General features: G+C 62.7%; 25 protein-coding genes, 2 tRNA genes and 1 pseudogene. 16 read left to right on the top strand and 12 right to left on the bottom strand.

Annotation, left to right across the window (positions count from 1 at the left end):
- Nucleotides 1-126 precede the first annotated feature (126 nt).
- Nucleotides 127-801 (top strand): alpha/beta hydrolase, encoded by a 675-nt coding sequence (locus X751_RS138625; RefSeq protein WP_023669128.1) that lies wholly within the window; start codon nt 127-129, stop codon nt 799-801.
- Nucleotides 802-1,012: 211 nt separating this feature from the next.
- Complete coding sequence (locus X751_RS138630) at nt 1,013-1,660, top strand: FMN-binding negative transcriptional regulator (protein WP_023743150.1); 648 nt, start codon at nt 1,013-1,015, stop codon at nt 1,658-1,660.
- Between the two features lie 38 nt (nt 1,661-1,698).
- On the opposite strand, the gene X751_RS138635 is transcribed toward X751_RS138630, so the two are convergent.
- From X751_RS138635 to X751_RS138650, 4 genes are read right to left on the bottom strand one after another with little or no spacing between them, the layout of a single operon-like run.
- Entirely contained in the window at nt 1,699-2,595 is an 897-nt protein-coding gene (locus tag X751_RS138635) for a phosphatase PAP2 family protein (RefSeq protein ID WP_023745963.1), read from the bottom strand.
- 30 nt (nt 2,596-2,625) lie between these two features.
- A complete protein-coding gene (locus tag X751_RS138640) occupies nt 2,626-4,269 on the bottom strand; it encodes a glycosyltransferase family 39 protein (protein WP_023745962.1) in 1,644 nt (547 codons plus the stop codon).
- 39 nt (nt 4,270-4,308) lie between these two features.
- Entirely contained in the window at nt 4,309-4,641 is a 333-nt protein-coding gene (locus tag X751_RS138645; protein ID WP_023669132.1) for a lipid-A-disaccharide synthase N-terminal domain-containing protein, read from the bottom strand.
- Nucleotides 4,634-5,368, bottom strand: a complete 735-nt coding sequence (locus X751_RS138650) for a glycosyltransferase family 2 protein (RefSeq protein ID WP_023694104.1) — start codon at nt 5,366-5,368, stop codon at nt 4,634-4,636. The genes X751_RS138645 and X751_RS138650 overlap by 8 nt, the downstream gene beginning before the upstream one ends.
- A gap of 254 nt (nt 5,369-5,622) precedes the next feature.
- Here X751_RS138650 and tyrS point away from each other — a divergent pair, with 254 nt between their 5' ends.
- Nucleotides 5,623-6,876, top strand: a complete 1,254-nt coding sequence (tyrS, locus tag X751_RS138655; protein ID WP_023745961.1) for a tyrosine--tRNA ligase — start codon at nt 5,623-5,625, stop codon at nt 6,874-6,876.
- 17 nt (nt 6,877-6,893) lie between these two features.
- Here the strand turns inward: tyrS and X751_RS1000000168095 are convergent, their stop codons facing one another.
- Nucleotides 6,894-7,790, bottom strand: a complete 897-nt coding sequence (locus X751_RS1000000168095; protein ID WP_348524585.1) for an AsmA-like C-terminal region-containing protein — start codon at nt 7,788-7,790, stop codon at nt 6,894-6,896.
- 2,678 nt (nt 7,791-10,468) lie between these two features.
- Between X751_RS1000000168095 and X751_RS138660 the strand changes: the two genes are divergently transcribed.
- A complete protein-coding gene (locus tag X751_RS138660; RefSeq protein ID WP_023697549.1) occupies nt 10,469-10,936 on the top strand; it encodes a peroxiredoxin in 468 nt (155 codons plus the stop codon).
- A gap of 162 nt (nt 10,937-11,098) precedes the next feature.
- Complete coding sequence (locus X751_RS138665) at nt 11,099-12,376, top strand: M23 family metallopeptidase (RefSeq protein ID WP_023745960.1); 1,278 nt, start codon at nt 11,099-11,101, stop codon at nt 12,374-12,376.
- A gap of 177 nt (nt 12,377-12,553) precedes the next feature.
- On the opposite strand, the gene X751_RS1000000167170 is transcribed toward X751_RS138665, so the two are convergent.
- Both X751_RS1000000167170 and X751_RS138670 read right to left on the bottom strand, forming a co-directional pair.
- Nucleotides 12,554-12,811: a hypothetical protein gene (locus X751_RS1000000167170; RefSeq protein WP_198022462.1), complete on the bottom strand. Its 258-nt coding sequence runs from the start codon at nt 12,809-12,811 to the stop codon at nt 12,554-12,556.
- Nucleotides 12,798-13,979 carry a M24 family metallopeptidase gene (locus tag X751_RS138670; protein WP_023745957.1) on the bottom strand — a complete coding sequence of 394 codons (1,182 nt, stop codon included), beginning with the start codon at nt 13,977-13,979 and terminating at the stop codon, nt 12,798-12,800. Before X751_RS138670 ends, X751_RS1000000167170 begins: the two co-directional genes overlap by 14 nt.
- A 211-nt stretch (nt 13,980-14,190) precedes the next feature.
- Between X751_RS138670 and X751_RS138675 the strand changes: the two genes are divergently transcribed.
- The 5 genes from X751_RS138675 (at nt 14,191) to X751_RS138695 (ending at nt 19,140) form a co-directional block, all read left to right on the top strand.
- Complete coding sequence (locus X751_RS138675; protein WP_023745955.1) at nt 14,191-15,357, top strand: ROK family transcriptional regulator; 1,167 nt, start codon at nt 14,191-14,193, stop codon at nt 15,355-15,357.
- Nucleotides 15,354-16,118: an ATP-binding cassette domain-containing protein gene (locus X751_RS138680; protein ID WP_023669142.1), complete on the top strand. Its 765-nt coding sequence runs from the start codon at nt 15,354-15,356 to the stop codon at nt 16,116-16,118. The genes X751_RS138675 and X751_RS138680 overlap by 4 nt, the downstream gene beginning before the upstream one ends.
- A 41-nt stretch (nt 16,119-16,159) precedes the next feature.
- Nucleotides 16,160-17,200, top strand: a complete 1,041-nt coding sequence (locus X751_RS138685) for a sugar ABC transporter substrate-binding protein (RefSeq protein WP_023684845.1) — start codon at nt 16,160-16,162, stop codon at nt 17,198-17,200.
- A 160-nt stretch (nt 17,201-17,360) separates the two neighbouring features.
- On the top strand, nt 17,361-18,356 hold the full coding sequence (locus tag X751_RS138690; RefSeq protein WP_023694096.1) for an ABC transporter permease: 996 nt from the start codon (nt 17,361-17,363) through the stop codon (nt 18,354-18,356).
- Nucleotides 18,357-18,369: 13 nt separating this feature from the next.
- Nucleotides 18,370-19,140: an SDR family oxidoreductase gene (locus X751_RS138695; protein ID WP_023745954.1), complete on the top strand. Its 771-nt coding sequence runs from the start codon at nt 18,370-18,372 to the stop codon at nt 19,138-19,140.
- Here the strand turns inward: X751_RS138695 and X751_RS138700 are convergent, their stop codons facing one another.
- Complete coding sequence (locus X751_RS138700; protein ID WP_023745953.1) at nt 19,141-19,962, bottom strand: M15 family metallopeptidase; 822 nt, start codon at nt 19,960-19,962, stop codon at nt 19,141-19,143. It lies immediately after the preceding gene.
- A gap of 57 nt (nt 19,963-20,019) precedes the next feature.
- On the opposite strand from X751_RS138700, the gene X751_RS138705 reads away from it, so the two are divergent.
- A complete protein-coding gene (locus X751_RS138705) occupies nt 20,020-20,601 on the top strand; it encodes a hypothetical protein (protein ID WP_245265827.1) in 582 nt (193 codons plus the stop codon).
- 60 nt (nt 20,602-20,661) lie between these two features.
- Here the strand turns inward: X751_RS138705 and X751_RS138710 are convergent.
- A tRNA-Val gene (locus tag X751_RS138710) sits at nt 20,662-20,737 on the bottom strand.
- Nucleotides 20,738-20,954: 217 nt separating this feature from the next.
- Between X751_RS138710 and X751_RS138715 the strand changes: the two genes are divergently transcribed.
- Nucleotides 20,955-21,031: transfer RNA gene (locus X751_RS138715), tRNA-Asp, on the top strand.
- A gap of 45 nt (nt 21,032-21,076) precedes the next feature.
- Here X751_RS138715 and X751_RS138720 read toward each other — a convergent pair.
- From X751_RS138720 to X751_RS138730, 3 genes and pseudogenes are all read right to left on the bottom strand, one after another.
- Nucleotides 21,077-21,499 carry a hypothetical protein gene (locus X751_RS138720; RefSeq protein ID WP_023745951.1) on the bottom strand — a complete coding sequence of 141 codons (423 nt, stop codon included), beginning with the start codon at nt 21,497-21,499 and terminating at the stop codon, nt 21,077-21,079.
- Nucleotides 21,475-22,026 (bottom strand): hypothetical protein, encoded by a 552-nt coding sequence (locus X751_RS138725; protein WP_155923563.1) that lies wholly within the window; start codon nt 22,024-22,026, stop codon nt 21,475-21,477. Before X751_RS138725 ends, X751_RS138720 begins: the two co-directional genes overlap by 25 nt.
- Before the next feature lie 276 nt (nt 22,027-22,302).
- Nucleotides 22,303-22,500: pseudogene (locus X751_RS138730) on the bottom strand (adenylate/guanylate cyclase domain-containing protein); the annotation flags it as partial.
- 744 nt (nt 22,501-23,244) lie between these two features.
- On the opposite strand from X751_RS138730, the gene X751_RS138735 reads away from it, so the two are divergent.
- The 4 genes from X751_RS138735 to X751_RS138750 all read left to right on the top strand — a co-directional run.
- On the top strand, nt 23,245-23,505 hold the full coding sequence (locus X751_RS138735) for a hypothetical protein (RefSeq protein ID WP_023745949.1): 261 nt from the start codon (nt 23,245-23,247) through the stop codon (nt 23,503-23,505).
- 321 nt (nt 23,506-23,826) lie between these two features.
- Complete coding sequence (locus X751_RS138740; protein ID WP_023745948.1) at nt 23,827-24,114, top strand: hypothetical protein; 288 nt, start codon at nt 23,827-23,829, stop codon at nt 24,112-24,114.
- Between the two features lie 557 nt (nt 24,115-24,671).
- A complete protein-coding gene (locus X751_RS1000000167165) occupies nt 24,672-24,956 on the top strand; it encodes a hypothetical protein (RefSeq protein WP_156033689.1) in 285 nt (94 codons plus the stop codon).
- A gap of 731 nt (nt 24,957-25,687) precedes the next feature.
- A partial coding sequence (locus tag X751_RS138750) for a hypothetical protein (RefSeq protein ID WP_023745944.1) occupies nt 25,688-25,900 on the top strand: 213 nt, incomplete at its 3' end.

The raw sequence follows: 25,900 nt of genomic DNA, 5'->3' as shown, positions 1-25,900 counted from the left end.
AGTTTTGAACAATTCTAAACTAGCTTCTAAGAAGACGCTTGCCCTGCGTCAAGGCCCGGAAGGGCTGGGGCTAGAGTAAAGAGTTGTTCCGGGCGCCGCGCATTCGTATGCCATTTGGAGTAGTTCATGCCTGAGGTCATTTTCACCGGTCCGGCCGGCCGCCTGGAGGGCCGCTACCAGCCTTCCAAGGAAAAGAGCGCGCCGATTGCCATCGTGTTGCATCCGCACCCGCAATTCGGCGGCACGATGAACAACAAGATCGTCTATGACCTCTTCTACATGTTCCAGAAGCGCGATTTCACCACGCTTCGCTTCAACTTCCGCGGCATCGGCCGCAGCCAGGGCGAATTCGACCACGGCACCGGCGAATTGTCGGATGCCGCCGCAGCGCTCGACTGGGTGCAGTCGCTGCATCCGGATTCCAAGAGCTGCTGGGTGGCCGGTTATTCCTTCGGCTCCTGGATCGGCATGCAGCTTCTGATGCGCCGGCCCGAGATCGAGGGCTTCATCTCGATCGCGCCGCAGCCAAACACCTATGATTTCTCGTTCCTGGCGCCCTGCCCGTCATCGGGTCTGATCATCCATGGCGATGCCGACAAGGTGGCGCCGCCCAAGGATGTGCAGGGCCTGGTCGACAAGCTGCACACGCAAAAGGGCATCACCATCACGCAGAAGACCTTGCCAGGCGCCAACCACTTCTTCGCCAACGACGCCGATCTGCTGCTCGAGGAATGCGCCGACTATCTCGACCGACGGCTGGCCGGCGAATTGTCCGATCCGCGGCCGAAGCGGCTGCGCTAAGAGCAATTCCAGGAAAAGTGTAAACGGGTTTTCCGTCCGGAATTGCGTCAAAACAAAAACTCCCGGTCCGATGCCGTCACAGTCGTGCCCATCATGGGCGCGAAAATGCCATTTCGGCTGATCCAAACGGTGAAGCCAGCCTGACATGTGGCGCGGCTCGGCTGAACGGTGCACAATGCCGGTTCAGCAGCGCAAGAAGGCATGANCGATCATGTACCAGCCTCCCCATTTCCAGGAAACGCGGCCGGACGTCCTGCACGGGCTGATCCGGACGCATCCGCTGGGGTTGCTGATCTCCAACGGCGCCGATGGCCCGGTCGCCAATGCCATTCCCTTCCTGCTTGATGCCGAGGTTGGGCCGAATGGCCGGCTGCGCGCCCATCTGGCCAGGGCCAACCCGCAATGGCGTCAGCTGGCCGACAATCCGACATCGCCGGTGCTGGTCGTCTTCCAGGGCGCCGACGCCTATGTGACGCCGTCCTGGTACGAGACCAAGCGCGAGACCGGCAAGGTCGTGCCGACCTGGAACTACGCCATTGTCCAGGTGCGAGGAACCGTCAGAGTGATCGAGGATTCCGCCTGGATCGCACAGCAGATCACCGAGCTGACGCTGTCGCAGGAAGGCGCCCGCGAGGCACCCTGGGCGGTGACCGATGCGCCGCCTACCTTCATCCAGTCGCAAATCAAGGGCATTGTCGGGCTTGAGATCGAGATCGCCGAAATCAGCGGCAAGTGGAAAGTCAGCCAGAACCGGCCTGTCGCCGACCGCGTCGGTGTCGCCGAAGGGCTGGAGAAGGAAGCCGCCGGCGCGCCCGACATGGCTCGGCTGGTGCGGAGTTGGGGCGGCATCGACAGCTAGCTGGGGTGGTCTTAGATGGTTCCAAAGGCGTCAGCAATTCAGTTGCCTGCCGGCGCTGCTCCAATGCCGAAATTCGTCTGTCTCGGCGCATCGTTTTGGTTTGGTTTGCGAGCCCGACGGAATAGGCGGAACGTAGTTTTTGCCACCGGCAACCCCGACGCCGTGTAGCGGAAGATACATCCCAGCCGGCTAAGCACCATCGCGCAGACGATGGCAACAGCACAGCCAAGGCCGAATCCGGCGACAGTGTCGCTCGGGTAGTGCGCGCCGATAAAGATCCGGGTCGATGCGACCGACAAGGTTGCTGCCAGCAGCACCCATCTGCGCTGGGGCAACAACAGCAGTGCAATGCCGAAAATGACGCCCATGGTCGTGGCATGGCCGGACGGGAAGCTGGCAAAGCGCGCCTCCAAGGAAAAAGGATGCAGCGACAGATCGCCGAGCTTGTCGAAATTCATCGGCCTGGCTCTGCCCACGCCATATTTCAGCACGTTGACGACCATGGCCGAGAGTGCGATCGAACCCAGCACCATGAAAGCAAAGCAGGTCCAGTTGTAGAAGGTCATCCGCGCGCGCCGGGAAAGGCTGCGCCAATCCGTCAGATTCGCGGCAATCAGCACCAGTACCGACGGGACAAGATACCAGCCGCCTAGGCCGAAGAAGGTAAAAAACTCGGCGATGCGGAAGACATTGGTCGAGCCTGAAGCCCACTGCCTCGCCATGGTCCCTCCAAGATGGTCGAAACGGAGCGACACCGCGATCGTCAGCAAAAGCCAGGCCACAACCCAGACCGACCACAGGATTTTCGGGTAGCGCGCCGGGCGCGTCGCCAGGCGATGCCGTACAATCCCGAAGGTATCGCGGAAATTAGCGACAGACTGCCGGAGCATGGCAGGCAAAGCGGCACGCGCCGGCGATGGCGACTTCATCAACATGCGGAGCTCGGCGCGATCATTGAAGAGCTATCAGTTCGCCACACGGTACAGGCCGAGCGACAATTTATCACCTGACGAATAGTTGATGCCGTCGATCTCGGCGACGCGGCTGGCCTTCTTGCCTTGCCCTGCCAGCAGGTCATCCAGCCGTTTTTCATCGCCGACCGGCGCCAGGCCCAGCGCGCAGGCCGGATCGCCAAGCAGATGTTGCGCAACCCCGTCGACATCGGTCAGTACCGTCTTTGTGCCCACCAGAAATACCAGGCTCGGTTCGTGATATTGCGCGGAGGCGAGCACGCTCATCTCACAGGGACGATCGGCGCGAACCGCAGCCTCGATTTCCCGGCTCATCCAAATCGGTTTCAGTGACGGCACGATGACACCGAACAGCAGGGCGTAGGTTATACCGGCGCAAACCGCAGCCCCGCCGATGCGGACCAGCGGCACCAGCTTCTGGCGCGAAACAGCGAGGTAGCCGGCGCCCAATGCTGCCGCGGCGGCCGGAACGCTCCACCATAAAAATGTCTTCATGAGATAGATCGGCGCACCGACGCAAAGCACGGCGAGACCGACTGTCACCAGAACGGTGCCGAATGCGGTCGCCCACCACAGCCATGTCTGCCAGCGCCTGAGCGGCGCATTTGCCTCTTGCGGTGTCAGCGTCAAAAGCCAGCCGATGAGCAGGGCCATGCCGGGATAGGCCGGCAGCACATAATGCGGCAGTTTCGTCGGGATCAATTCGAAGACCAGCCAGAACGGAATGTACCAGGCGAGGCAGAAACGCAGGCGCGGATCGTCGCGCAATCGGTTGAGCGCCTGCAGTCCGGCGCCGAGCGCCACAAGGCCGAACGGCCACATGAACAGGCAATAGGTCAGCACGTAGAAGCCCGGCGGAACGCCGTGCGACTCCTCGCCTTGCGCGACCTTGCCGAGCATATCCTTGCCGACGGCCTGCTGCAGGAAGGCGCCGTTGCTCTTCCAGGTGATGAGGGCGAGCCAAGGCAGCACGATGAGCAGAACCAGAGCCAGCCCTCGCGCCGCTTTCAGCTTTGTCAGCCAGCACCAATCGCGCTCGAAGGCAACCAGCGTGAGCACCGTCAGCGCCGACAGCAGCGGTGCAATCGGCCCCTTGATGAGGATCGCCGCGCCCTGCGCAGCCCAGAAAATCCACGGCAGATGGCCGGCGACCGGCTCGTTGCGGCGCGATGCCAGATAAATCTGCGCCAGCGCGCCTTGCGCCAGAACGCAGCAGGCAAGCAGCATCGCGTCGGTCTTGGCGTCGCGGCCTTCGAAGGCGGTGGCGAAAATCGCCGCCATGACCAGGCCGGCGGCAAGACCGGCATTGGCGCCGAACAGATTGGCCCCGGTCCAGGCGATTGCGACGACGGCGATGGCGATGCCCAGCGCCGAGATCAGCCGGTAGATCCAGATCGGCGCCTGTGCCCCCTCGCCGCTCAGCGTCACCGCCGCCGATTGCAGCCAGTAGATGCCGATCGGCTTTTGGTAGCGCGACGCGTCCTGGAAGCGGATGTCGACATAGTCGCCGGTCTCCCTCATCTGCTTGGTCGCCTGGACGAAGCGCGGCTCGTCGCGGTCGAGCGGCGGCAAAGAGGCCAGTCCCGACGCCGTCATCATCAGGCTGAACAGGAAGAGAAAGATGTAGTTCCTGCTCATTTCGACACCGGACAGACTGGATTTGGCGGGACTGGTGGCTCAGTCGACCTTGGTCATCGCCGCCTTGCGCTCATTGGCGATGAGCCATAAATTTCTGACATAGATCACCATGCCCATGGCCTGGCCGGCGATGAACACCGGATCCTCACGCTGGATGGCGTAGACCAGCAGCAGCCCGCCGCCGAACAGCGAGAAGAACCAGAAAGCGATCGGCACGACGCTGCGCTTGGCCTTTTCCGAAGCGATCCACTGCACCAGGAAGCGCATGGTGAAGAAGAACTGGGCAACGAAGCCGAGCAGAACCCAGGCGTCGAACTGCTTGACGAAAACCTGGTGCAGCCAGGTCGCCAATTCCTGAAACACGTTAGCCATGCGTGATTTCCTCTACCTTTGGCATTCTGCGGCGCCGGCGCCGAAGCCACCAGACGCCGGCGAGATCGAGCGCGCCCTGCAGGCCGCGATCGAAGATGCCGTAATTCGACTTGCCGTGGCGGCGGGAGCGGTCGACGACGTCGCAATGGACGACGCGGTAGCCTTCCTGGATGACAAGCGCCGGAACGAAACGATGCGTACCGTCGAAAAACGGCAGTTTGCGCAAGATATCGGTGTGGATCGCCTTTAAGCCGCAGCCAGTGTCGCGGGTGTCGTCATGCAGGATCGCGCCGCGCAGCCAGTTGGCGAAACGCGATGCCAATTGCTTGATCTTGCTGTCGCGGCGCTTCAATCGCTGCCCCTGCGCGGCGCCGAAATCGGGCCCTGCCCGACGCAGCGCATCGACCAGCACGGGGATATATTGCGGGTCGTTCTGGCCGTCGCCGTCGATGGTGGCGATTATCGAGCCGCGCGCCGCCCAGGCGCCCGAGCGCACCGAAAGCGACTGGCCGGCGGATTTTTCGTGCCGAAGCTGCCGAAGCGGAAACGGCCGTGTGGCGGCTTCAGCGGCAAGCACCGAAGCGGTGTCGTCAGTCGAACCGTCATTGACGACGATGATTTCGAAGTCGCGCCCGGTCATCGCCGCCTCGATCTCGTCGATCAGCAGCGGCAGGTTCGCCGCCTCGTTGCGGCAGGGAATGACGATGGATATCAATGCGTCCGGCATATCGCGTCGGGCTCTGTCACAAGATATGGCATTCGGTGGATGCCGTGCGGTGCCGTTCCAGCGGATCGAACCCGTTGGCGCGGCGCCTCATTACGCCAGCCGACAGGATGAAGCAAGCATGCGCGGCAGTGCAGAATAGGCTGTCCATGCCGGCGCAAAATCGGAAATCACTTTTGCTTGACGCGCTTGGATGCTAAACGCCCGCGTTCAGGCCATGCCGGGCCGTTCGGACCCGGCGCTTTCAGGAAGAAACAATGCCCGCCTTCAAGTCCGATTTCCTGCGCGTTATGAGCGAGCGCGGCTTCATCCACCAGATTTCGGATGAGAACGGGCTGGATCAACTTTTCGCGAAGGAAACCGTGACCGCCTATGTCGGCTACGACGCCACGGCGACCAGCCTGCACATCGGCAATCTGATATCGGCGACCATGCTCTACTGGATGCAGGAGACCGGCCACCGGCCGATCGCACTGATGGGCGGCGGCACCTCGATGATCGGCGACCCGTCCTTCCGTGACGACCAGCGCAGCCTTTTGACGCCCGAGGCGATCGCCACCAACATCGAAGGCATCAAGCGAATTTTTGGCCGCATCCTGCGCTTCGGCGACACTGGCAACGACGCCATCATGGTCAACAATGCCGACTGGCTGATGAAGCTCAACTATGTCGAGTTCCTGCGCGATGTCGGCCGCCACTTCTCGGTCAACCGGATGCTGACCTTCGACAGCGTCAGGCTGCGGCTCGAGCGCGAACAGTCGCTGTCCTTCCTCGAATTCAACTACATGATCCTGCAGGGCTATGATTTCGTAGAGCTCAGCCGCGGCCACGACTGCCGGCTGCAGATGGGCGGTTCGGACCAGTGGGGCAACATCATCAACGGCGTCGATCTCGGCCACCGCATGGGCACGCCGCAGCTTTATGCGCTGACCACGCCGCTGCTGACGACATCGTCGGGCGCCAAGATGGGCAAATCGGCCAAGGGCGCGGTGTGGCTGAACGGCGACCTCTTCTCGCCCTATGATTTCTGGCAATACTGGCGCAACACCGAGGATGCCGACGTCGAGCGCTTCCTGAAGATCTTCACCCGGCTGCCGCTTTCGGAGATCGCGCGGTTGGCCGCCCTTGGCGGCTCGGAGATCAACGAGGCCAAGAAGGTGCTGGCCACCGAAACCACGGCCATCGTGCACGGCCGCGAGGCGGCGCTCGCGGCCGAGGAAACCGCGCGCAAGACGTTCGAGGAAGGCGTGACGGCCGAAACGCTGCCGACCGTGGAAGTGGACGGCGCCGCGCTGGAAGCCGGCATCGGCATCCTGTCGCTGCTGGTCAGCGCGGGCCTTGCCGGGTCCAACGGCGAGGCAAGGCGTCACATACAGGGTGGCGCCGTGCGCCTCAACGACCAGCCGGTGGCGGACGACCGGCGGATGGTGACGCCTCAGGATTTGAGTCCGGAAAACGTCGCAAAGCTTTCAGTGGGCAAGAAAAAGCACGTGCTTGTGCGGCCTGCCTGAGCCGTCTTCTGGGATCCTCAGCGATACTCGAAGATCGACCGGAAAATGCCCGGCGCGATTACCGATAGCGGGTTGATGTCCAGCACCGGCTTGTTGGCGTTGCCCTTAAGCCGGTAGGTGACGCCGATCAGCCCGCGGTCGCGGCCATTGCCGAGCAGAACGCCGACCAACGGCAACTCGCCGAAGATGCGGTTGAGGCCATAGGCCGGCATGAAGGTTCCGGTCATGTCCATATTGTTGTTCTGGTCGTAGAGCGTGCCCTGGAAGGTGGTGCCGATGCGCGGGCCGCGCAGCACGCCATTCGCCAATTTCAAATAGCCCGACCCCTTGTCGATCTCGGTAAAGCCGCGCTCGAATTTTACCCGCGAAGTGTCGATCTTGCCCTTGACCGCTTCGTTCAAGCTGCGGCTATCGCCGGTTGGCGTGGTCGAGACGATGGAGGCGAGCTTGGGTTCATTGACGATGAAGAAGTTGCTCGAATCGACCTGTCCCCGCATCGGGCCGTCGGCTGTGCCGCTCAGCGCCAGCGTGATCGATCCGCCTTCCATGTGCTCGTAGATGTTGAGGAAGCGCAATATGGCGCCTGCGTCGGCCGACTTCATGGTGAGCGCGCGAGCACCATTGCCTGCCGTATTGCTGATGGTGATGGCGGCGCCGGAACTTGCCGCGGCGCTGACCTTGAGCCTGTTCACCCTGGAGCCGGCGGCACTGTAGTCGAGCTTCAAATTGGACAGGACCTCGTCATGGAACCCGCTTAGCGAATTGACGTCGGCGCTAACCGAAACCGCGTCCGTGCCGGTGGTTTTGGTGGCGGTATCGACATCGGAGGTGAACTGCTTGATCAGCGAGCGGGCATCGAGCGCGTTGCCGCTGACATCGACTGCGAAGCCCTTGCCCGACCGCTTCACCGTCACGGCGACATCGTCGCCCCGGTTCAAGGCGACTTTGCTGAAGCGGGCCGAAGACAGCGCGCCCTTGACCAGGACGACATCGCCTTCGACCGAAAAGCTCTTTCCGTCGAGGTCGAAGTCGGACAGCGTCGTGGTATCGCCGGACTTGCTCATGGTAAAAGTGGCATTGGCGGCAATGCCCGGCCCCTTGCTCCAGCCTGCCCAGGGAATGTCCAGCCTGGCGCTCGTCAGGTCGACGTCGACGTTCTGGCTGCCGCCTTCGCCGCTCTTGTCGATTGCCACCTTGATGGTGCCGGAAATCAGCGGCGACAGGCCAGGCATGGCGATGGCGCGCGTCTTGTCGTCGAGCACAAGCGCCACCTTGCGGCTGCGCGGCGGGCCGCCATCCCTGAGCGGCTCGACCAGATCGAGCTCNCTCGGCTGGAATGCCGTTCAGCCGCGCCTTGGCAGAGATCACCGCCTTGCCGGGCCCGACTTCGATCGAACCGTCGGCATCGGTCACTATCTGGCCTTCGAACGGCTTGGCGAGCGACAGGTCCTTGTAGTCGAGCGATACCAGCCAATCGAGCTTCGACGTGTCGACGCCGGATTGCAACGGAATGTCGGCCTTGACGTGGCCGGTCACCCTGCCCGACAGGTCGTCCGGCAAGATGCCGACATGGCGCATGGCGTTGATCGGTTCGTAGGAGGCAAGTTCGGCGATGGCCGGCGCCTCGCCGGCGACGTCGATGTCGAGCGCGCCGATCACCGGCGGGTGGTTTGCCGCCTTTACCGACAGTGTGCCATTGCTTGCCGCCACGGTGCGGCCGCTCGGCATATAGACGCTGCCCGAGGACAGCGCGACGTCGACATCGTTGCCGTGGAAGGAAACGACGCCGACGGCATCGCGTATCGGCGGGATGCGGCCGGCGGTGTCGAAACGCGAGCCCTCGACCTGGAAGCGGCCGAACACCTCGTCGGCCGAAAGCGGCACGCCGTTGCCGAGACGCCCCGGCACGACCTGGAACTGCAGGCTGGCATCGACGACGCGGCCGCCAAACAGGTTCTGCAGCACCCACAGCCGCGCGTTCTTGGCCGAGAACCAGGGCCACAATTGCTTGACGTGCGAGACCGCCATGTCGTGGACGTTGAGCGACACCGAGATACCCGGCGGTCCGTTGTCGATGAAGGAAACCGCAGCGGTTCCCAGCACTTCGCTCCCCGATCCCGACCTGATGCCGATCTGGTCGGCGACAAGCTTGCGGCTCTTGATCTGATAGACGCCGGCGATGCGGGCGAAGAAATTCAGCGCCGGCTCGGGCGATTCCGAAGGCGCCAGCGTCGAGCCGTCGCTGGTCAGGTCGTAACGATAGGAAGGCTCCTCGCCGGCCGCGCCGGTCGACGGCTTTGGCCCGATCGAGCCGGCGAAATTGAACACCGAGCGCCCGGTCTTTAGAACCAGCCTGCCGACATCGATCTTGTTGGAGCCGGAGACAAGGGCGGCGTCGACATCGACATCGGCCGGCAACAGCCCGCGTGTGCCGAGGTCGAGCACCGAGCCGGTTAGCGACAGCGAGCCCGTCAGCCGCGAATCGGTCTCGCCCGAGCCTTCGGATCCCGTGAGCTTCAAAGCAATCGCGCCGGTTCGCCCGCCGGCCGCCGGCGTGGTCTCCGCGACATCCGCCATGTCGATGGCGGCGTTCAAGGCGGTGACGCGCATCGAGCTCGTATCGCGGGTGGCGGTGGCCGTGACGGTGAGCGCGCGGCCATCGACATCCGCCTCGGACGAGAACTCCATGCTGCCGGGGCCCGACTGCAGCACCGTGGCGTTGGCGATCGTGACCAGCTTGACCGATCCGGCCTCGGGCAGCTCGAACGCGACATTTTTGAGATCGATGCGGCGCATCGAATCCTCGCGCACGGCATCGAGTGCACGATTGACGTCACTGAAGACGGCGGCGGCCAGTTTTTCCGGATCGATGAGACCGTCTTGATTGCGCAGGCGCGCTGTCCAGTCGCCACCCGACGGCATTGCCGCGGTGACGATATGGGCGTCGGAAATCCTGGCGCTGGTCAGCCGAACCTCGCCCGAAAGCAGCGGGATCAACCGGATGCCGAAGCGGACGCGCCCGGCATCGGCCATCGGCTTGCCGTCGGCCGTCTCGACGCTGACATCCTTGACCTGCAGCGCAATGAAGCTCGATCCGTCAAGTGTCAGGCTGGCAGGACCGACGGCGACTTTGACGTCGAAACCGGCCAGTTTCTCGATCGCCGTTTCGGCTTCCAACCGCAGCCGTTCGTTGCCGATGCCGGTGGCGCCGATGACGTAGACGGCGGCCGCTGCCAGCAGCACAAGGGCTCCAATGCCGGCAAACAGCCGGGCAAGGATGCGAAAGCCGCGGCCGATCCGTGCCTTGCCGAGCGGCGGCACGCGGCAAGCGGACGGGAAAGCCCCCAGGTCGGTGATCTCGTCACGCCTGAACCGGATTTTCTCGTGCTGCGGTTCTTCCTGATCCACGCAATTTTCCGTTGTGCGAATTCGATCGTGGACGAATCCCCGCCCGACACTATAACGACGCAGGCTAGAGCATGATGCCGAAAAGTGTGAGGCGGTTTTCTCGGACAAACGGTTTCCGTTTGTCCAGGCATCATGCTCTATCTCTTTGATTTAGGGCCGCGTAACCTCAAACAAGGGCATCGATATGGCTGATCTCGACGTTGGCGACGTTGCGCCGCAATTCGATCTTCCGCGCGACGGCGGCGGCTCACTCAGCCTTGCCTCGATGCGGGGGAAGCCCGTTGTACTTTATTTCTATCCGCAGGACGACACCACAAGTTGTACCAATGAGGCGATCAGCTTTTCGCAGCTGAAGCCGGAGTTCGAAAAGGCCGGCGCCGTGGTGATCGGCCTGTCGCCAGACAGCGTGAAGAAGCACGACAAGTTCAAAACCAAATACGATCTCACCGTCGACCTTGTTGCCGACGAGGAGCGCAAGGTGATCGAGGCCTACAATCTGTGGGTCGAGAAGACGATGTATGGCCGCAACTATATGGGCGTCGAGCGGGCGACGTTCCTGATCGGCAAGGACGGGCGGATCGCCGGGATCTGGCGCAAGGTCCGGGTGAAAGGCCATGCCGAAGCAGTGCTGGAGGCGGTCCGCGCGCTCTGAGGCGCCACCGATCTGGCCAACGCCGCGCAGTGCATTAGGGGCATAAGACATATATGCGGTTGGCTGACCGTTGGTCACTAGCGCGCCCGCGACGGCAAAACTTTGTTAACCCTAATAATGTGTAATCGGGCTTCGTTGGTGTCGTAACGAAAGCTTGGTCCCGTGAACCTAACCGGTCAGTCAGCGGTCTTCGGCAGGCGCAAGGAGCCGCATACGGTCATCATTGCGCGGGGCAATGAAATACGGCATTTCACCATCCGCCCGTGGCTCGTCGCCTTTCTCGGCTCGGCACTGGCGGCGATCGCCATCGGCTATCTCTTGGCGACCTCCTATCTCGTGCTGCGCGACGATCTGATCGGCGCCACCACGGCCCGGCAGGCGCGCATGCAGCAGGCCTATGAGGATCGCATCTCGGCGCTTCGCGCGCAGGTCGACCGCATCACCAGCCGCCAGCTTCTCGACCAGAAACTGATGGAGACCAAGGTCAGCGAATTGATCGAGCGGCAGAGCCAGCTAAGCCAGCGCCATGGCCGCCTTGGCCCGATCCTCGAACGGGCGGAAAACGAGGTCGGCACGCCGGCCGCCGCGGATGTGGCGGCAAAACCCGACGAGCATGCCGAACTGACTGGCGGCGAGCCACTCGCCTATTCGGTCGCCAGCCTTGGTTCGGGCGACACCAGGCCATTCTCGCTGTGGTCGACACGCTCCGACCCGCTGCCCAGCGAAACGGCTGCGGACCGCGCCGACAAATTGTTCGTCTCGATCAATGATTCACTGAAGGCTATCGAGAGCCAGCAACTCACCCGCATCGAGACCTTGGCCGACAATGCCTACAAGAACGCCGACGCCATCACCCAGGCGCTCGAGGCGGCCGGCCTGCCGGTCGACAGCGATTTCGGCAAGAACGAAAGCGATGTCGGCGGGCCGCTGATCCCGCTTGACAGCTCGATGATGTTCGACAGCAAGGTCAAGGAACTCGACGAGGCGCTGGATACGCTCGACCAGTTGAAGAAGGAGGCGCGGCGGCTGCCGCTCGCCAACCCGGCGCCGGGCCACTCCGTCACCAGCCCGTTCGGCGTGCGCACCGACCCCATCCTCGGCACCGCTGCCCTGCATTCAGGCATGGATTTCCGCGCGCCGGTCGGCATGCCAGCCAAGGTCACCGCGGCCGGAATCGTCACCAAGGCCGGCTGGAACGGCGGCTATGGCCGCATGGTCGAGGTCGATCACGGCAACGGCTTTGCCACGCGCTACGGCCATCTGAGCGAGATCGACGTTGCCGTCGGCCAAAAACTCGCAGCCGGCGACATCATCGGCAAGACCGGCAGCAGCGGCCGCTCGACCGGCCCGCACCTGCACTACGAAGTCCGCCACAATGGCGAGGCCATCGACCCGCTGCGCTTCCTGACCGTCGGCAAGAAGGTCGAACAGTATTTGTAAGGTCAAGCCAGGCTGGTTGCTGCCCAACTTCGCCGCGCCCTGCCCGCTGGTTCCGCGATCCAGGGTCGCACCAAGCGCGGACCCGTGCCGACAAAACTGTCCCTGGGCTGAGGCAGATGCACGGCCACTGCGAAGCCCATCGAGCCATGGGCGTCATGGCCGCAGGCATGCATCACCTTATCGCCACATTGCGATTGACGGCCTCGCGGAGCCGACGATATCGACGGCCAGGCCGTAGCGGGCGACGTCGCGGATGTCTGATATCCCCTGCCCGGCCAGCATCGGCCTGAGATAAGCTCCCGTCCCAATCTTTCGGTTCGATAATTCGGGATGGCGGTGCAGATGACGGCGGATCTCGACCATCCGATCGAGAATTCCGGCATCGATGCGGGGCGCGGCACCGCCCGGTGCTGCCGACCGGTCAGGATTTGACATGGATGTCTCGCGGGAATTTGGTCAGCGTCTCATGGCCGGTCTCGGTCACCAGAATGGTCTCGCTGATCTCGATGCCCCAGCCATCCATCCACATGCCAAGAATGGAGTGCACGACATTGCCGGGCTGCAGCGCGGTCTTGTCGCCGGGCCGCAGGCTGATCGTGTGCTCGCCCCAATCCGGGGGATAGGCGACGCCGATGGAATAGCCGATGCGCGATTCCTTCTTCAGTCCGTAGCGTTGGATAACCTTGCGCCAAGCGGCCTCGACCGCTTCGGCTGTGGTCCCCGGTCTGACCGCCTCGAGCACCGCATCCATGCCGTCGATCACCGCCTTTGCGGTGTCGGCGACACGGGCCGGCGTCTTGCCGAGCTGCATCGTTCGGGCGAGGCCTGCGGCATAGCGGCGGCAGACGCCGGCAAGTTCGAGCGCAATCGTCTCGTCCTTTCCGAACCGCCGGTCACTCCACATGATGTGCGGAGCCGATGCATTCTCGCCGCCGAGGATGGTCGGCGGCAGTGCCGTGATGTCGCCGGCGAAGTCCGGGCTGCCGGCGATCTGCGCCGCCTGGATCGCGGCAATCGCATCGCATTCGCGCACACCTGGCGCGATGACTTCGAAGGCCCGCGCAACAGCTGCTTCAGCCAAGGTCGACGCCTTGCGCAGGTAGGCAATTTCCGGAGCGGATTTCACGGCGCGGATCCAGTTCACCAGGAGATCGGCGTCGTGCCATTTCGCATTGGGCAGGCCAGCGACCAGCCGGGCATGCGCCTTCGGCGAGAAATAATAAGCTTCGAGCTCGATGCCGATATGTCTCGCGCCCCAGCCCTTGGCGACGATCCAGGCCGCCATCCAGTCCATCGGATGGCGATCGGCTCGCTGCACGTGGTCTTCGGGGAAGCCGACCGCATTCTCCGGCTTCATCCAGGCCGTCAGCAAGCCGCCTGCCGCATCCATGGCGCGGCCGATCCAGACCGGCTCGGCCTCGTCTTCGATCGGGACCAGCACGACCTGCGGCGTATAGAACGACCAGCCGTCATAGCCGGTGATGTAATGCTGGTTGGCGACATCGTTGACGACCAGCAGTTCCAGCCCACGCGCCGCCATCTCGGCGCGGATCTTCTGGAGCCGCCGCTGGTACTCATCGCGCGCAAAAGGCAATTCGATCATCGGTTTTCCTGCTGGATTGTTGGCCGGCGAGCCCCGCGCCCGCCTGACGTCATTCATCATTGCGGTGGTTTCAGCCCGGCTGCAATCGGCCAGCGCGGCGCATGGGACAGGTCCTGCACCGCGTCCGGGAACCATTCCGAATTATTTTTGAATTCCATTTGACTGAATAAATTGCCTGTGCAAGTCTTGGTCTTCCTAAGGGGCGCGGGACATGGCACTGCGGGGAACCAATCAGGAGTTCGGACGGCCCTACAACCGGCGCATCGTGCTGGAGTCCATCCGTCTTCACGGTCCCATCGCCCGCGGCGACATTGCCAGCCGGGTCGGCCTCACCGTCCAGACCGTATCGACCATCGTTCGCGAACTCGAAGAGCACGGCTATGTGCTGTCGCTGCGCGAAGAGCCGCGCGGACGCGGGCTGCCGCCGGCGACGCTCAGGATCAACCCCGAGGGCGGCTATGCGGTCGGCGTCCACCTCACCCCGCTGGGGATCGACGCGGCGCTCATCAATCTCAGCGGCGATGTCATCGAGAGCATGCATCGCGAGGCGCCGCATGCGACGCCCAACCATGCCTTCGAGCTGATCGGCGCGATGGTGCCGGAGTTGACGGCGCTGCGGCCCGGCGGGCGCGTGCTCGGCATCGGCATGGCGCTGCCTGGACCGTTCGGCGTGGAGTCGATGAGCTTCGTCGGCCCGACGACCATGGCCGGCTGGAAGGATGTCGCGCTGCCGGAACGGCTGGCGGCGTCGACCGGGCTGCCGGCCTTCTTCGAAACCGACATGGCGGCGGCCGCCATGGGGGAACGGCTTTACGGTCTCGGCTCCGGTTATTCCGAATACTACTACCTCTATTTCGGCGTCGGCCTCGGCGGCGTCATCGTGCATGACGGCGCGGTGATGCGCGGCGCCTGGGGCAATGCCGGCGAAATCGGACACATCCCTGCCGTTCCCGGTGGCGAGCCTTGCCCATGCGGTAACAGCGGCTGCCTCGAACGGTATCTCTCGCTCGAAGCACGTCGCCGCCGCAACATCAGCGACGCCGCCTGGGTGGCCGAGATCGCGCCGATCTTCCGCGACGCCATCGTCACCATCGAGAATGTGTTCGACCCGGAAACCGTCATCCTCGGCGGGCTTGCGCCCACCGACCTGCTCGAAAAGCTGGTCGGCGCGGCGGGACAGCTTCCCAATTCGGTCTCGGCGCGGCGCGACCGCAAGACACCGCGCGTGACGGTGGCGACCGGCGGCAAGCATTCGGTGCTGCGCGGCGCTGCCGCATTAGCCGTTTCGGGCGTGCTGTCGCCGCGCTTCGGCCAGATGTTCATTGCCGAGCGCGAGCGCCGGTCCGACCTCATGCACAGCAAGGGAGTGGCGGCATGACCGAACCGCTGCTGGTACTCGAAAACGTCACCAAGAATTACGGCGCCATTCATGCGCTGAGGGGCATCAGCTTCTCGATCGGCAAGGGCGAAGTCGTGGCGCTGCTCGGCGACAACGGCGCCGGCAAGTCGACACTGGTCAAGATCATCGCCGGCGGCCTCGAGCCGAGCTCCGGCCGCATGCTGTTCGAGGGCAAGGAATTCCTGGCGAAAACGCCGGCCGAGGCCAAGGCTGCCGGCATCGAGACCGTCTACCAGGACCTGTCGCTCTGCACCAATGTCGACGTCGTCGCCAATTTCTTCATGGGCCGCGAAATCACCCGCAAGGTTCTCGGTGTCCCCATCCTCGACGAGCGCGCCATGGAGGCCGTGGTCGGCAAGGCGCTGGCAAGTGCCGGCACCCGCATCCCGTCGCTGCGCACCAATGTCGAGCATCTCTCGGGCGGCCAACGCCAGGCCATCGAGCTCAACCGCTTCGTGCACTGGGGCGGCAAGCTTGTGCTGCTTGACGAGCCGTTCGCGGCCCTCGGCGTCGAGCAGACGCGGCGCGGTCTCGAGATGATCCGCCAAGTGGCCAACCAGGGCATCGGCGTCGTCATCATCACCCACATCATGCAACAGGCCTTCCAGGTCGCCGACCGGATCGTGGTGATCCGGCAAGGCGTCGTGGCCGGCGATGTCGCGCGCAACAAAACAAGTCCCGATGCGGTGATCAACATGATCACCGGTGAGACGCTTGCCGGTGCCGGACCGGCAGGTTGAGGGACCAAAGAGGGGTCCGGTATAAAAGAGGAGCGAACGACATGAAGCGAATACTGGTTCTTGTCTTCGGTATCCTGGCACTGGCTCTTGCCTCGCTCACGCCGGCAATGTCCCAGACGAAGGGCACCGTCTATTATATGGTCCCGACCCTGCTCGATGAATTCCAGACCGGCTCGGTGAGCGCGCTGGAGCTGTTCCTCAAGCAGGTCGGCTATGAGGTGAAAACACTCAACGCCGACAACAAGACCGACGCGCAGCAATCGCAGATGAACGACGTCATTGCGCTGAAGCCGGCGGCGATCATCCTGGCCGCCGTCGATTTCAACGCGCTGAAGCCGTCCATCGAAGCGGCGCGTGCAGCCGGCATCCCGGTGGTCGAGTTCGACCGCCAGATCACCTCGACCCCGTCCGATTTCACCTCGGTGGCGGGCACGGTCGAGATCGGCTACGTCGCCGCCGAGCAGGCGCAAAAGCTTCTGACCGCCAAGAACGGTTCTGTGAAGGGCAAGATCCTGCAGGTGCTCGGCGATCCCGGCGATCCCTACACGCTCGACATCCAGAAGGGTTTCGAGGAGAAGTTGAAGGCGTTTCCTGACGTCAAGATCATCTCGCTGCCGGCCATGCAATGGGAAGCCAGCAACGCCGGCACGATCGTTGCCGACCAGATGCTCGCCAACCCCGACATCGACCTGATCTTCAGCCATGCCGCGCACCTGTCGGTCGCAGCCGTCGCCTCGCTCGAGGCCGCCGGCAAGAAGCCGGGCGACGTCATGCTGATGAGCTCGAACGGCGCTCCGGTCGGTCTCGACCTGATCCGCAAGGGCTGGCTCAATGTCGAAGTCGAGCAGCCGCTCTACGCGCAGGCCGCGGCCGTGGCGATGTTCATGGACAAGATCGCCGGCAAGCAGGAAATCAAGCCTGGCGAGTATGACGTGCTCGGCTTGAAGTCGACCGTGACCAAGGAGAGCTGGGGCCCCAACATCAAGATCCCGGGCGCCGCCATCACCAAGGAAAACGTCGACAATCCGGCCTTCTGGGGCAACCAGAAGCCGCCGACGGACACGATCAAGTCTGTCGAATAGTCGCCTAGCGAAGCGCTCCGGGCCATTGCGGCCCGGAGCCTGCCCATTCACGACGCCGCGTCCCAGGACACCGTGGCGAACCTAAACCCGCGCCTGAACCCGACGAAATCGAGTTGATTTCTCAGCCTGATTTTCTCGGGGGCGCCAACCGGATCAGCCCATGAACCCGCGCAGCCGCAAAGCCCTGGAGTTCGTCCTCGACAACCTCGTCTGGTTCATGCTGATCTTTGTGCTGGTTGTCTTTTCCGTCTTCGTCCCCAACTACTTCCAGCTCGGCATCTTCGCCAACATCATCGAGGCCTCGAGCGTTCTCGGCGTGATGTCGATCGGCCTGTCGCTGGTCATCATTGCCGGCCATATGGACCTGTCGGTGGAATCGGTGGCCGCACTCAGCGCCATGGCGGTCGGCATCCTGTTCTGCTCATCGGGCATCGGCATGGGCATACAGCTCAATCCGCAATGGCTGATGGTTCCGGTTTCGCTGCTGGTTGCGCTGGCCGTCGGCGGCCTCATCGGCGCCTTCAACGGCTATCTCGTGGTCAAGGTGAAGATGAGCGCCTTTATCATTACGCTGGCGTCCTACATCTGGGTGCGCGGCCTGGTGCTGGTGATTTCCGGCGGCCGCTCGGCACAGGATCTGGCGCCGGCCATCCGCTGGTTCGGCATCCAGCGGCTGGCCGGCCTGCCGCTGACCGCCTGGATCGCCGTCGCCTGTTTCGTCCTGTTCTCGCTGATCATGGCCAAGACGCCGTTCGGCCGCCACCTCGTGATGATCGGCGGCAACGAGACCGCGACCTTCCGCGCCGGCATCCGCGTCAACCGCAATCTGATCATCGCCTTCGTGCTGGCCGGCGCCATTGCCGGCCTCGCCGGCTGGCTGCTCGCCATCCGCACCTCGGGCGCCACCGCCAATCTCGGCACCGGGCTGTTGTTCAACGCCTTTGCCGCCGTCGTCATCGGCGGCGTCAGCCTGAAAGGCGGTGTCGGCACCTTGCCCGGCGTCTATGCCGGCGTGCTGCTGCTCTCCTCCATCAACACGGCGATCAATCTGATGGGCTTGCCGGCCAACTTCACCCAGGTGATCCACGGCCTTTTGGTGCTCGCCGCCGTGCTGCTCGACGCCTTCAAGCAAACCATTCGCCAAAGACTGGCATGAGAGGACGGCTCGCATGACCGGACGGCTTGAGAACAAGGTCGCGCTTATCGTCGGCAGCGCACGCGGCATCGGCAAAGGCATTGCGCAGCGCTTTGCCGAGGAAGGTGCCAAGCTGGTCCTGGCCGACAGCGAGGCCGAGGCCGGCCAGGCGGCCGCGGACGAACTCGGCGCTGCCTTCATCCGAACCGACATCTCGCAAATTGCCGACGCAGAAGCCGCGGTTGCGCTGGCGCTGAGCCGCCACGGTCGTCTCGACATCATCGTGCAGAATGCCGGCATCTATCCCTGGCAGCTCATCGAGAACACCAGCCCGGACGACTGGGACCGGGTGATGGCCGTCAATCTGCGCGGCACCTTCAACGCCACGCTGGCGGCGCTGGCGCCGATGAAGGCGCAGGGCTACGGGCGCATGCTCTACACCTCGTCGATCACCGGTCCGCACGTCACCAGCCCCGGCCACGGCCATTACGCCGCCAGCAAGGCCGGCATCAACGGCTTCATCCGATCCGCGGCGCTGGAATTTTCCGGCTACGGCATCGCCGTCAACGGCGTCGAGCCCGGCAACATCCTGACCGAAGCGATCGAACTGCATCGGGGCGCCACCTACATCAAGAACATGGAGGATTCGATCCCGCTCGGACGCCTCGGCAGCCCGCGCGACGTCGCCAACGCCTTCCTGTTCCTCGCCTCGGACGATGCCAGCTACATCACCGGCACGACCATCGTCGTCGACGGCGGCCAGTTGCTGCCCGAAGGCAAGGATTTCCGGCTGCTGCCGCCGTGATCAGCCGGATTTCTTGTAAAGCAGCAATTCAGGCCGGTACTCGAAATGCATGGTGTCGTAGTGATACCAGCGCCCGCCCCAGATGAAGCCGTTTTTCTCGAACAGTTCCACGATTTCCAGCGGAATCCGGTTCTTGAAGGGAATGTGGGCCTTCGGGTTGGTTTTGTTCCTGTTGTTGTACCAATAGTCGGAGAAGCCGACATTGATATCGAAGGCCGCTCCGAACGAGTGAACGCTCAACCGGTCGGTGCCGGCGATCGGCCGCCAGACAAAGCCGCCGCCGGGCTTGAGCCCATAACGGCTCAGCTCCGCGGGCATCGCCTCGAGCGCAGCGGAGACCTTGCCCAGCCGGTCGTTGATGCCAAACACCTTGGTCACCTGCACGGTTTTCTTGCCGAGCTTCGGCAACCATTTGACGTTGGCGATGTGCTTGCCCACCTCGCCGGCACTTGCCCCGTAGAGCTTTTCGAAGAAAGGTTCGTTGCGGATGCGGCCGGGATCGAAATCCTCCGCTGGGACCAGGGCGCCCTCCGCTGCTCCGGGATAGACGTAGCGAAACATGTCTTCGATGTCGGGGCTCTCCAGCAGCGCCTCGGCGTCGCGCGCCTTGCCGTCGTCCCACACCATTGTGGTGCCGTCGGTCCAGGTCAGGACATTGCCCTTGATGGTGAAAAGTCCGGGATAGGCCTTGAGCAAGGAAGCCTTGGCGGCCGGCTGGTCGACGCCGTCGCCCGCATTCCCTGCAAAGGCGGAGCGTCCAGTGCCGACGATTGCCAATGCGAACAGCAACCGCAGCATCAGGCGCCCTGGATGATCCATCATTGTCCTGCCGTCCCGGAGGGCTTTCGTTCATCGTGCATTTAACAAGGCTGCTGTACCATGCTGGTCGAATCGAACGGGAGACAAATCGTGTCAAAAACCTTCAATGCTTTGATCCGGATGACGTTTACATTCATCTGCCTGGTCGGCCTGGCCTCGTCCGTGTCTATTCTTTTTCCAGCCACCGCATCCGCCCAGCGGATGCAGCGATGCGCCGACGAAGGCGAAATCTGCCGCCTGCCCTACCCCTCGGAAGTGGTCTACGGCGCGCGCGGGCAGACCACTTCGCGCTTCTTCGATCGTCGTTCCGTGCCTTGCTCGAATCGCGTCTTCGGCGACCCGGCGCCCGGCCGCGACAAGGCTTGCTATATCGTGAAGCGCGGGGGCGGTAACGACTATGGCGACAATGACGACGACGGCGACAATTACGGCGATGATGATTACGGCCAGGGCCGCGGCAGATGGGTGGCCTGCGCCCGAGAGAATCAGTTCTGTGATTTCCGTGGCCGCCAAGTGGTCAGATACGGAGCGCGCGGTCGGTTCACGCAAGGCGTTTTCAGGAACGGCGTGCGCTGCGGCAACGATGCCTTTGACGAGGATCCCGCTCCCCGTGCGAAAAAGACCTGCTACATCAGGAAGTAGACTGGTGCCGGCATGAAAGGGGGTGCGGCTCTTTGAGGCCGCGCCCGGAATCCGGGATCTTGGTGGGCGATGACGGGCTCGAACCGCCGACATCTTCGGTGTAAACGAAGCGCTCTACCAACTGAGCTAATCGCCCGCTCCGGCCGGACCTTTAAGCGGTCGCAACCGGCTTCGCAAGGCCAAATGAACAGCTGCGAGCTTAGCCGCACAGTGGTTTTCGCGGGCAAAGTGCCGCCCGTCAAAAAACCTTCTCCTGATGCGTTTATGCTGTCCAGCTGCGCTTGACACCCGGTGGCGAACCCCTTATCCACCGCCCCAACGACGAACACGGCTGACACGTGCTCGTCCAATGCGCGGGTGTAGCTCAGTTGGTTAGAGTGCCGGCCTGTCACGCCGGAGGTCGCGGGTTCGAGCCCCGTCACTCGCGCCATTAATTTCAAGGGGTTAGCTACCGCCCCTTGAAAAGTTTCAACTCTCATTCTCCTGAGAGTTTCAACATTTTGTATTCGTTCCGTTCCAAGCCAAGCAGCTTTCTGCCCTTGCGGCGGCTGGCATCGGCTGAGCGGACGGCGGCCAGATTGACCGGCATATAGGTCTTCTGCAGCGCCTTGTTCCCATCGATCGAATTGCCCATCTTGGCCGAGATTGCCTCGACCGACGCGCCTCCGGCATTCGCCTCGACCGCGCCGGAACGCCGCATGTCCATCAGCCGCCGCTTCTCCGATGTCCCGAACACCAGCGTACGCAGATCGGCAAAGTCGTCGACCAGAGAATCCTTCGTGTAAGGCACGCCGGCGCGCGGCCGGCCGCCCCTCGGGCCCGGCGCGAAACCGCGCGAGCGAAAGATCGGCGCATCGTCAAGCAGGGTGACGCCTAGCGATTCGACATAGGCCAGCACCAGGCGCTGCGTGCGTGACGACAGCGTGCCGAAAGCCGCCTCGCCACTCTGCTGCGTGCAATCAGAAAACCCCATTCCTGTGCTGTCTGCATTGCCTGCGCCGGTGTGAGCGTGCGCACGTCGACGGGTGAGAAGCTCGTGTCCCACGCAACGGCGATGATGCAGGCCAGTCCGCGGTAGCCGGCGCGCCAGGCGCCCTTGACCATGCGCACCGCCTCGCCTGCCGTCCAGGTCTGGTGGCGCGGTGGTGGCGTCTGGCGGCGGATCGCCTGCGATGGGTCGGAGCCGGGCGGGCATAGCTTCATGCCGGCCATGACATTGTACAGCGAACGCCACGTCTTTACGGCACGGTAGGCGATGTCGACACCTTTGACCCGGAGCAGACGGCCATACCAGTCGTCGAGCAGCTCGAGGGTGATGTCGGCTGGCGGCAGGTCGGCGAAGTACGCCGCCTTGATCGCCGGCACCAGCCGTGGTTGTACCGGGAAGCGGATAGATGACGGTTGTAATGTGTGGGTTTGGCTCATGGCACCAAAACTCTATCCACCGTCCATCGGGCAGGGGATGGGCGCCTTGTCGTTGGGCGGGTGTGAATCTCGCCCTTGTAAGCACCTCCGCCGCATAGCATGAGATTTTCCTACTCCATGATCTCGTTATTTCCCGCATCGAGGGTGGATGAGGCTTAGAATAACGGCCTTTCTCCCCCATGCCTATTCGTCCAATTCTTAATCGCAGAATCGGCCGCCACAGGGCGAGAATACTTATAATCGGCGGCTTCGAAGCCGCTAGGCCCGGGCAACCCGGATACCCTCGGCGATGTTGACGCCATTACCCATCAGGTCGTCATCGCGCTCCTGCACGACGTCACCCAGGTGAATGCCAATCCGGAACTCAATGCGACGATCATCGGGCACCCCGGCATTGCGCTTAGCAATAGCGTTCTGACGCGCGCAGCGGACTGCTTCCACAACGCTGCTGAACTCGACGAGGCTCCCATCACCGCGATGGACAGACGCGAGCGTTGCCTGCCGGTCGCCTGGACTGCCCCCCGCGCTCCCGCCCCACACAGGATGCCGGCAAGCAGACGCTGAGCCAGGCGCCTCGCTGTCGCACGAGACTGCGAAGTTGTTTCCCCTTCGTCGCACGACGCGTCGCTGCTCTCACAATATCCGAATTCTTGAAAGGTCCCGATATTCCCGAACTGGACGGCCGATGTTGCGGGCCAAAGAGCGTTAAAAAACGAGGCGCCCGGACCAATCACATTGTCGAGACAGAATTTGCGCTGTCCGGGAATAAAACGCCGCTTGCCGTGGTCCTCCATGCTTAAGCTGCTGATTGACCTTGAAGGAACACCACACTGCAAACCTACACATTGACGAGCACGACGGGGTCGGTCGGCGCACTCCAGAACCTCTGGAAGGCGAGAGTTCGGCCGCCTGCGGCCGGCTGCACCCAAGTACACTGCCTTGTAACGTCGCCTCAGGGCATACCTTGATGTTATCAGCGATTGCCCGTCGGCCAAGGCACCGGTTTTGAAATTCGCTTGATGGCGTCCCTGCCCTTGCCGTTCGACTCCGTCGAGTCCTTGTGTGTCAATTTGTTGCGACGAGAGCTAGTCCCTGTCGTGCTGGTCCGTCTCGTCTCATCTCTTGGCTCTGCAAAAACCGTAGCAGCATGTTCGCAACCTGTTCACCATGTTGATTTCACGAGTTTCCGATTGTCGGCATATAAGAGGGAGAGGTCCGATGGATTTCATGTTGATGGTGAACATTGCCGGCGGCATCCTTCTGGCCATCGCGATCCTCTCGGTGTGTCTCGTCGGATGGCTGTTTTACCGTTCGGGATCCGGACAATTGAGAGGCGAAAGCTGTGACAATGAAAAGCCCGCCACCGTGCCAGACCAGAAAACTCATATTTTAGCCCCTGCGAAACAAAGCTCGCTATTCCGCGTTGAGGCTCGTCGAACAACGGAGCTTCACGAATGGATCCGGCAACTGCAGCTGTGATGATTTTGCTTTCTTGCAGTCCCGCCCAGGGAGTCTGCAAGCCACTCGATACATCACCGGCCATGTTCGGATCCCTTGACACATGCCAGTTGGCGTTAGCCGTGAGGCTCGAGGGCGCTCCCAACGGGGAGATCGTCGGGCGATGCAGTTCGATCGACCCCTCCGCTACAGGTTCCGTTCCAGCCGGGTATAGCACGATTGTCGTCACGCGGGGCACAGGGGCGGGTGCGGTGAGCAGTCGCTACATCGTGCCACACAAAAACTGAAGCCAGCCACCGTGAGGCAGCGGGCTATTCATTCTCGACCGGACAATTATAGGCCTTGCCCTCCCTCTATGAAGCCATACTCGGCATCGTTGGCTTCGCGCTCGTCGTCCGCTTCGCCATCGTCGTCGCCTTCCCTGTCATCGGTCCCGGTGACTTCGATGCCACCCGCCAGACAGGGTTCGAGATCCGGGTCGGGCTCTACGAAGTCGAGCAGCTACATCAGGCGTTCTTCATCATCGATCGAGCGACGGACCGCCATGTCCGAGGCAGAGGTTCGTGGCTGGATAGCGAAGAATCGCACACGGCTTTCCCTCATTCGCATGGTTCGCAGAAATTAGCATGATCGCCTACTCTCATCTCGTCCGGCGTCGTCTCCCTCAAAGCAGCGCCGGTAAGGCTCGGCGCCCTTCTTGGTTTCTCCCCGTATGTCAAAAGGAGGTCGCCGGGCCTTACCAGGCCCCGCTGCTCATCGCTTGCGGGGTGTCCTGATGGCTGAGCTTGGCCCCGTGGCCTAACGGCCAGAACCAAACGTTCCGAAAAGCTTTCCCAGGCTGGCGACAGCCGAAGCGCTGCACAGAGGGACCGTCAGACCGCTCCTGGCGCACCACACACAGCGGCACCACCAAGCTGTAAGTCAGGTCCATCGGCCCTGCTGATGAGTGCCCTCAGATGGATTGCGTTTGCCACGAAAAAGGAATCGTACCGGCCCGTTCTCAGCACGTCAGCCGGAACGGGCCATGGGCAGAAGCAGCCGACTAGCTAAAATCGCAAGACGACCGAAGGACCCCGTCGGCGATAGCACCGGACCCGACGGCGCCCGTGTCGCCAGTAACTACGGCAGACTCTTCTCCAGCCCCGCCGGCGGCGGCGGCGCCGGTGGTAGTAGTCCGGGTCGTAATCTTGGTCGAAGTATCGCCGATGGTTGACCGGCTCCACTTCCGCGTGAGTACCTTCGTTGTCGAAGGCGTCTGGCGCGTCGAGTTCTTCGAGAATGCCGCTTTTGGCCGCTGGAACACCGGCCAATGCGTTGATAGGCCGGACCGCGCTTGCAAAGGCTGCTGCCCCTGCAACGCCAAATATCGCTGTCAAAAAGGATCGCCGATCCATAGTAAACCTCCCAAGTTACATGAGCTGAACGAAGCGCCCCGCCTGCTGAAGGAGCAGGCCCAGCGCACGGTAAAATAGAGGATTCGCCAGCCNGGCCGCTGGAACACCGGCCAATGCGTTGATAGGCCGGACCGCGCTTGCAAAGGCTGCTGCCCCTGCAACGCCAAACATCGCTGTCAAAAAGGATCGCCGATGCATAGTAAACCTCCCAACTTACATGAGCTGAACGAAGCGCCCCGCCTGCTGAAGGAGCAGGCCCAGCGCACGGTAAAATAGAGGATTCGCCAGCCGCTCAAGCAACTCGCGAATCCTATCAGCGCAGGAAGGGACCTGGCTGCGCCGATCCAAGACATGTCAGCTAAGGACGACCGCCATTACCAGAAAGGTAACGGCTGTTGCAAAAATCGGTGCGAGCAACCATCGCGCCTGGCCAACACTTTGATCCATTTGTTCTCTCCCGTTGTGGAGAACCAACAACCTGAAGCCCTAATCCGTTCCGCCTAGTCCAAAGGTAAGACCATTGCGTTGTACGGTCGGACTTTAGACCAATCGGATTAGACAAAGGTGCGTAGGCGGGAACGTTTACCCCGGTTCAAAGTTGGTTGCCGGGCAGTGCGGGACGATGATCGTCGTGTGCCGGTCCTTGCAGGAGAGAAGATATGAAGATGCACTTCGTGAACACCGCCGCAGCCATGTTGCTCTTGGCGGGGATCGGCTCCGCCGCCGCTGACGACATTATCATCCAGCCGNGGTTGCCGGGCAGTGCGGGACGATGATCGTCGTGTGCCGGTCCTTGCAGGAGAGAAGATATGAAGATGCACTTTGTGAACACCGCCGCAGCCATGTTGCTCTTGGCGGGGATCGGCTCCGCCGCCGCTGACGACATTATCATCCAGCCGGAACAGGACACGGTCATCCGTGAGTATGTCAAGAAGCAGCCCTTGGCTTCGGTGAACCTTCCCGGCGTGGAATTGAACGTCGGGACAGCTCTGCCGGAAACTGTGGAGATCCACGAGGTCCCC

Origin of the sequence: Mesorhizobium sp. LNJC394B00 (genome assembly GCF_000502555.1) — a bacterium.
Lineage (GTDB): Bacteria > Pseudomonadota > Alphaproteobacteria > Rhizobiales > Rhizobiaceae > Mesorhizobium.
Note: the sequence above shows the minus strand (reverse complement) of the source record. Positions and strands in the feature narration are given on the sequence as shown.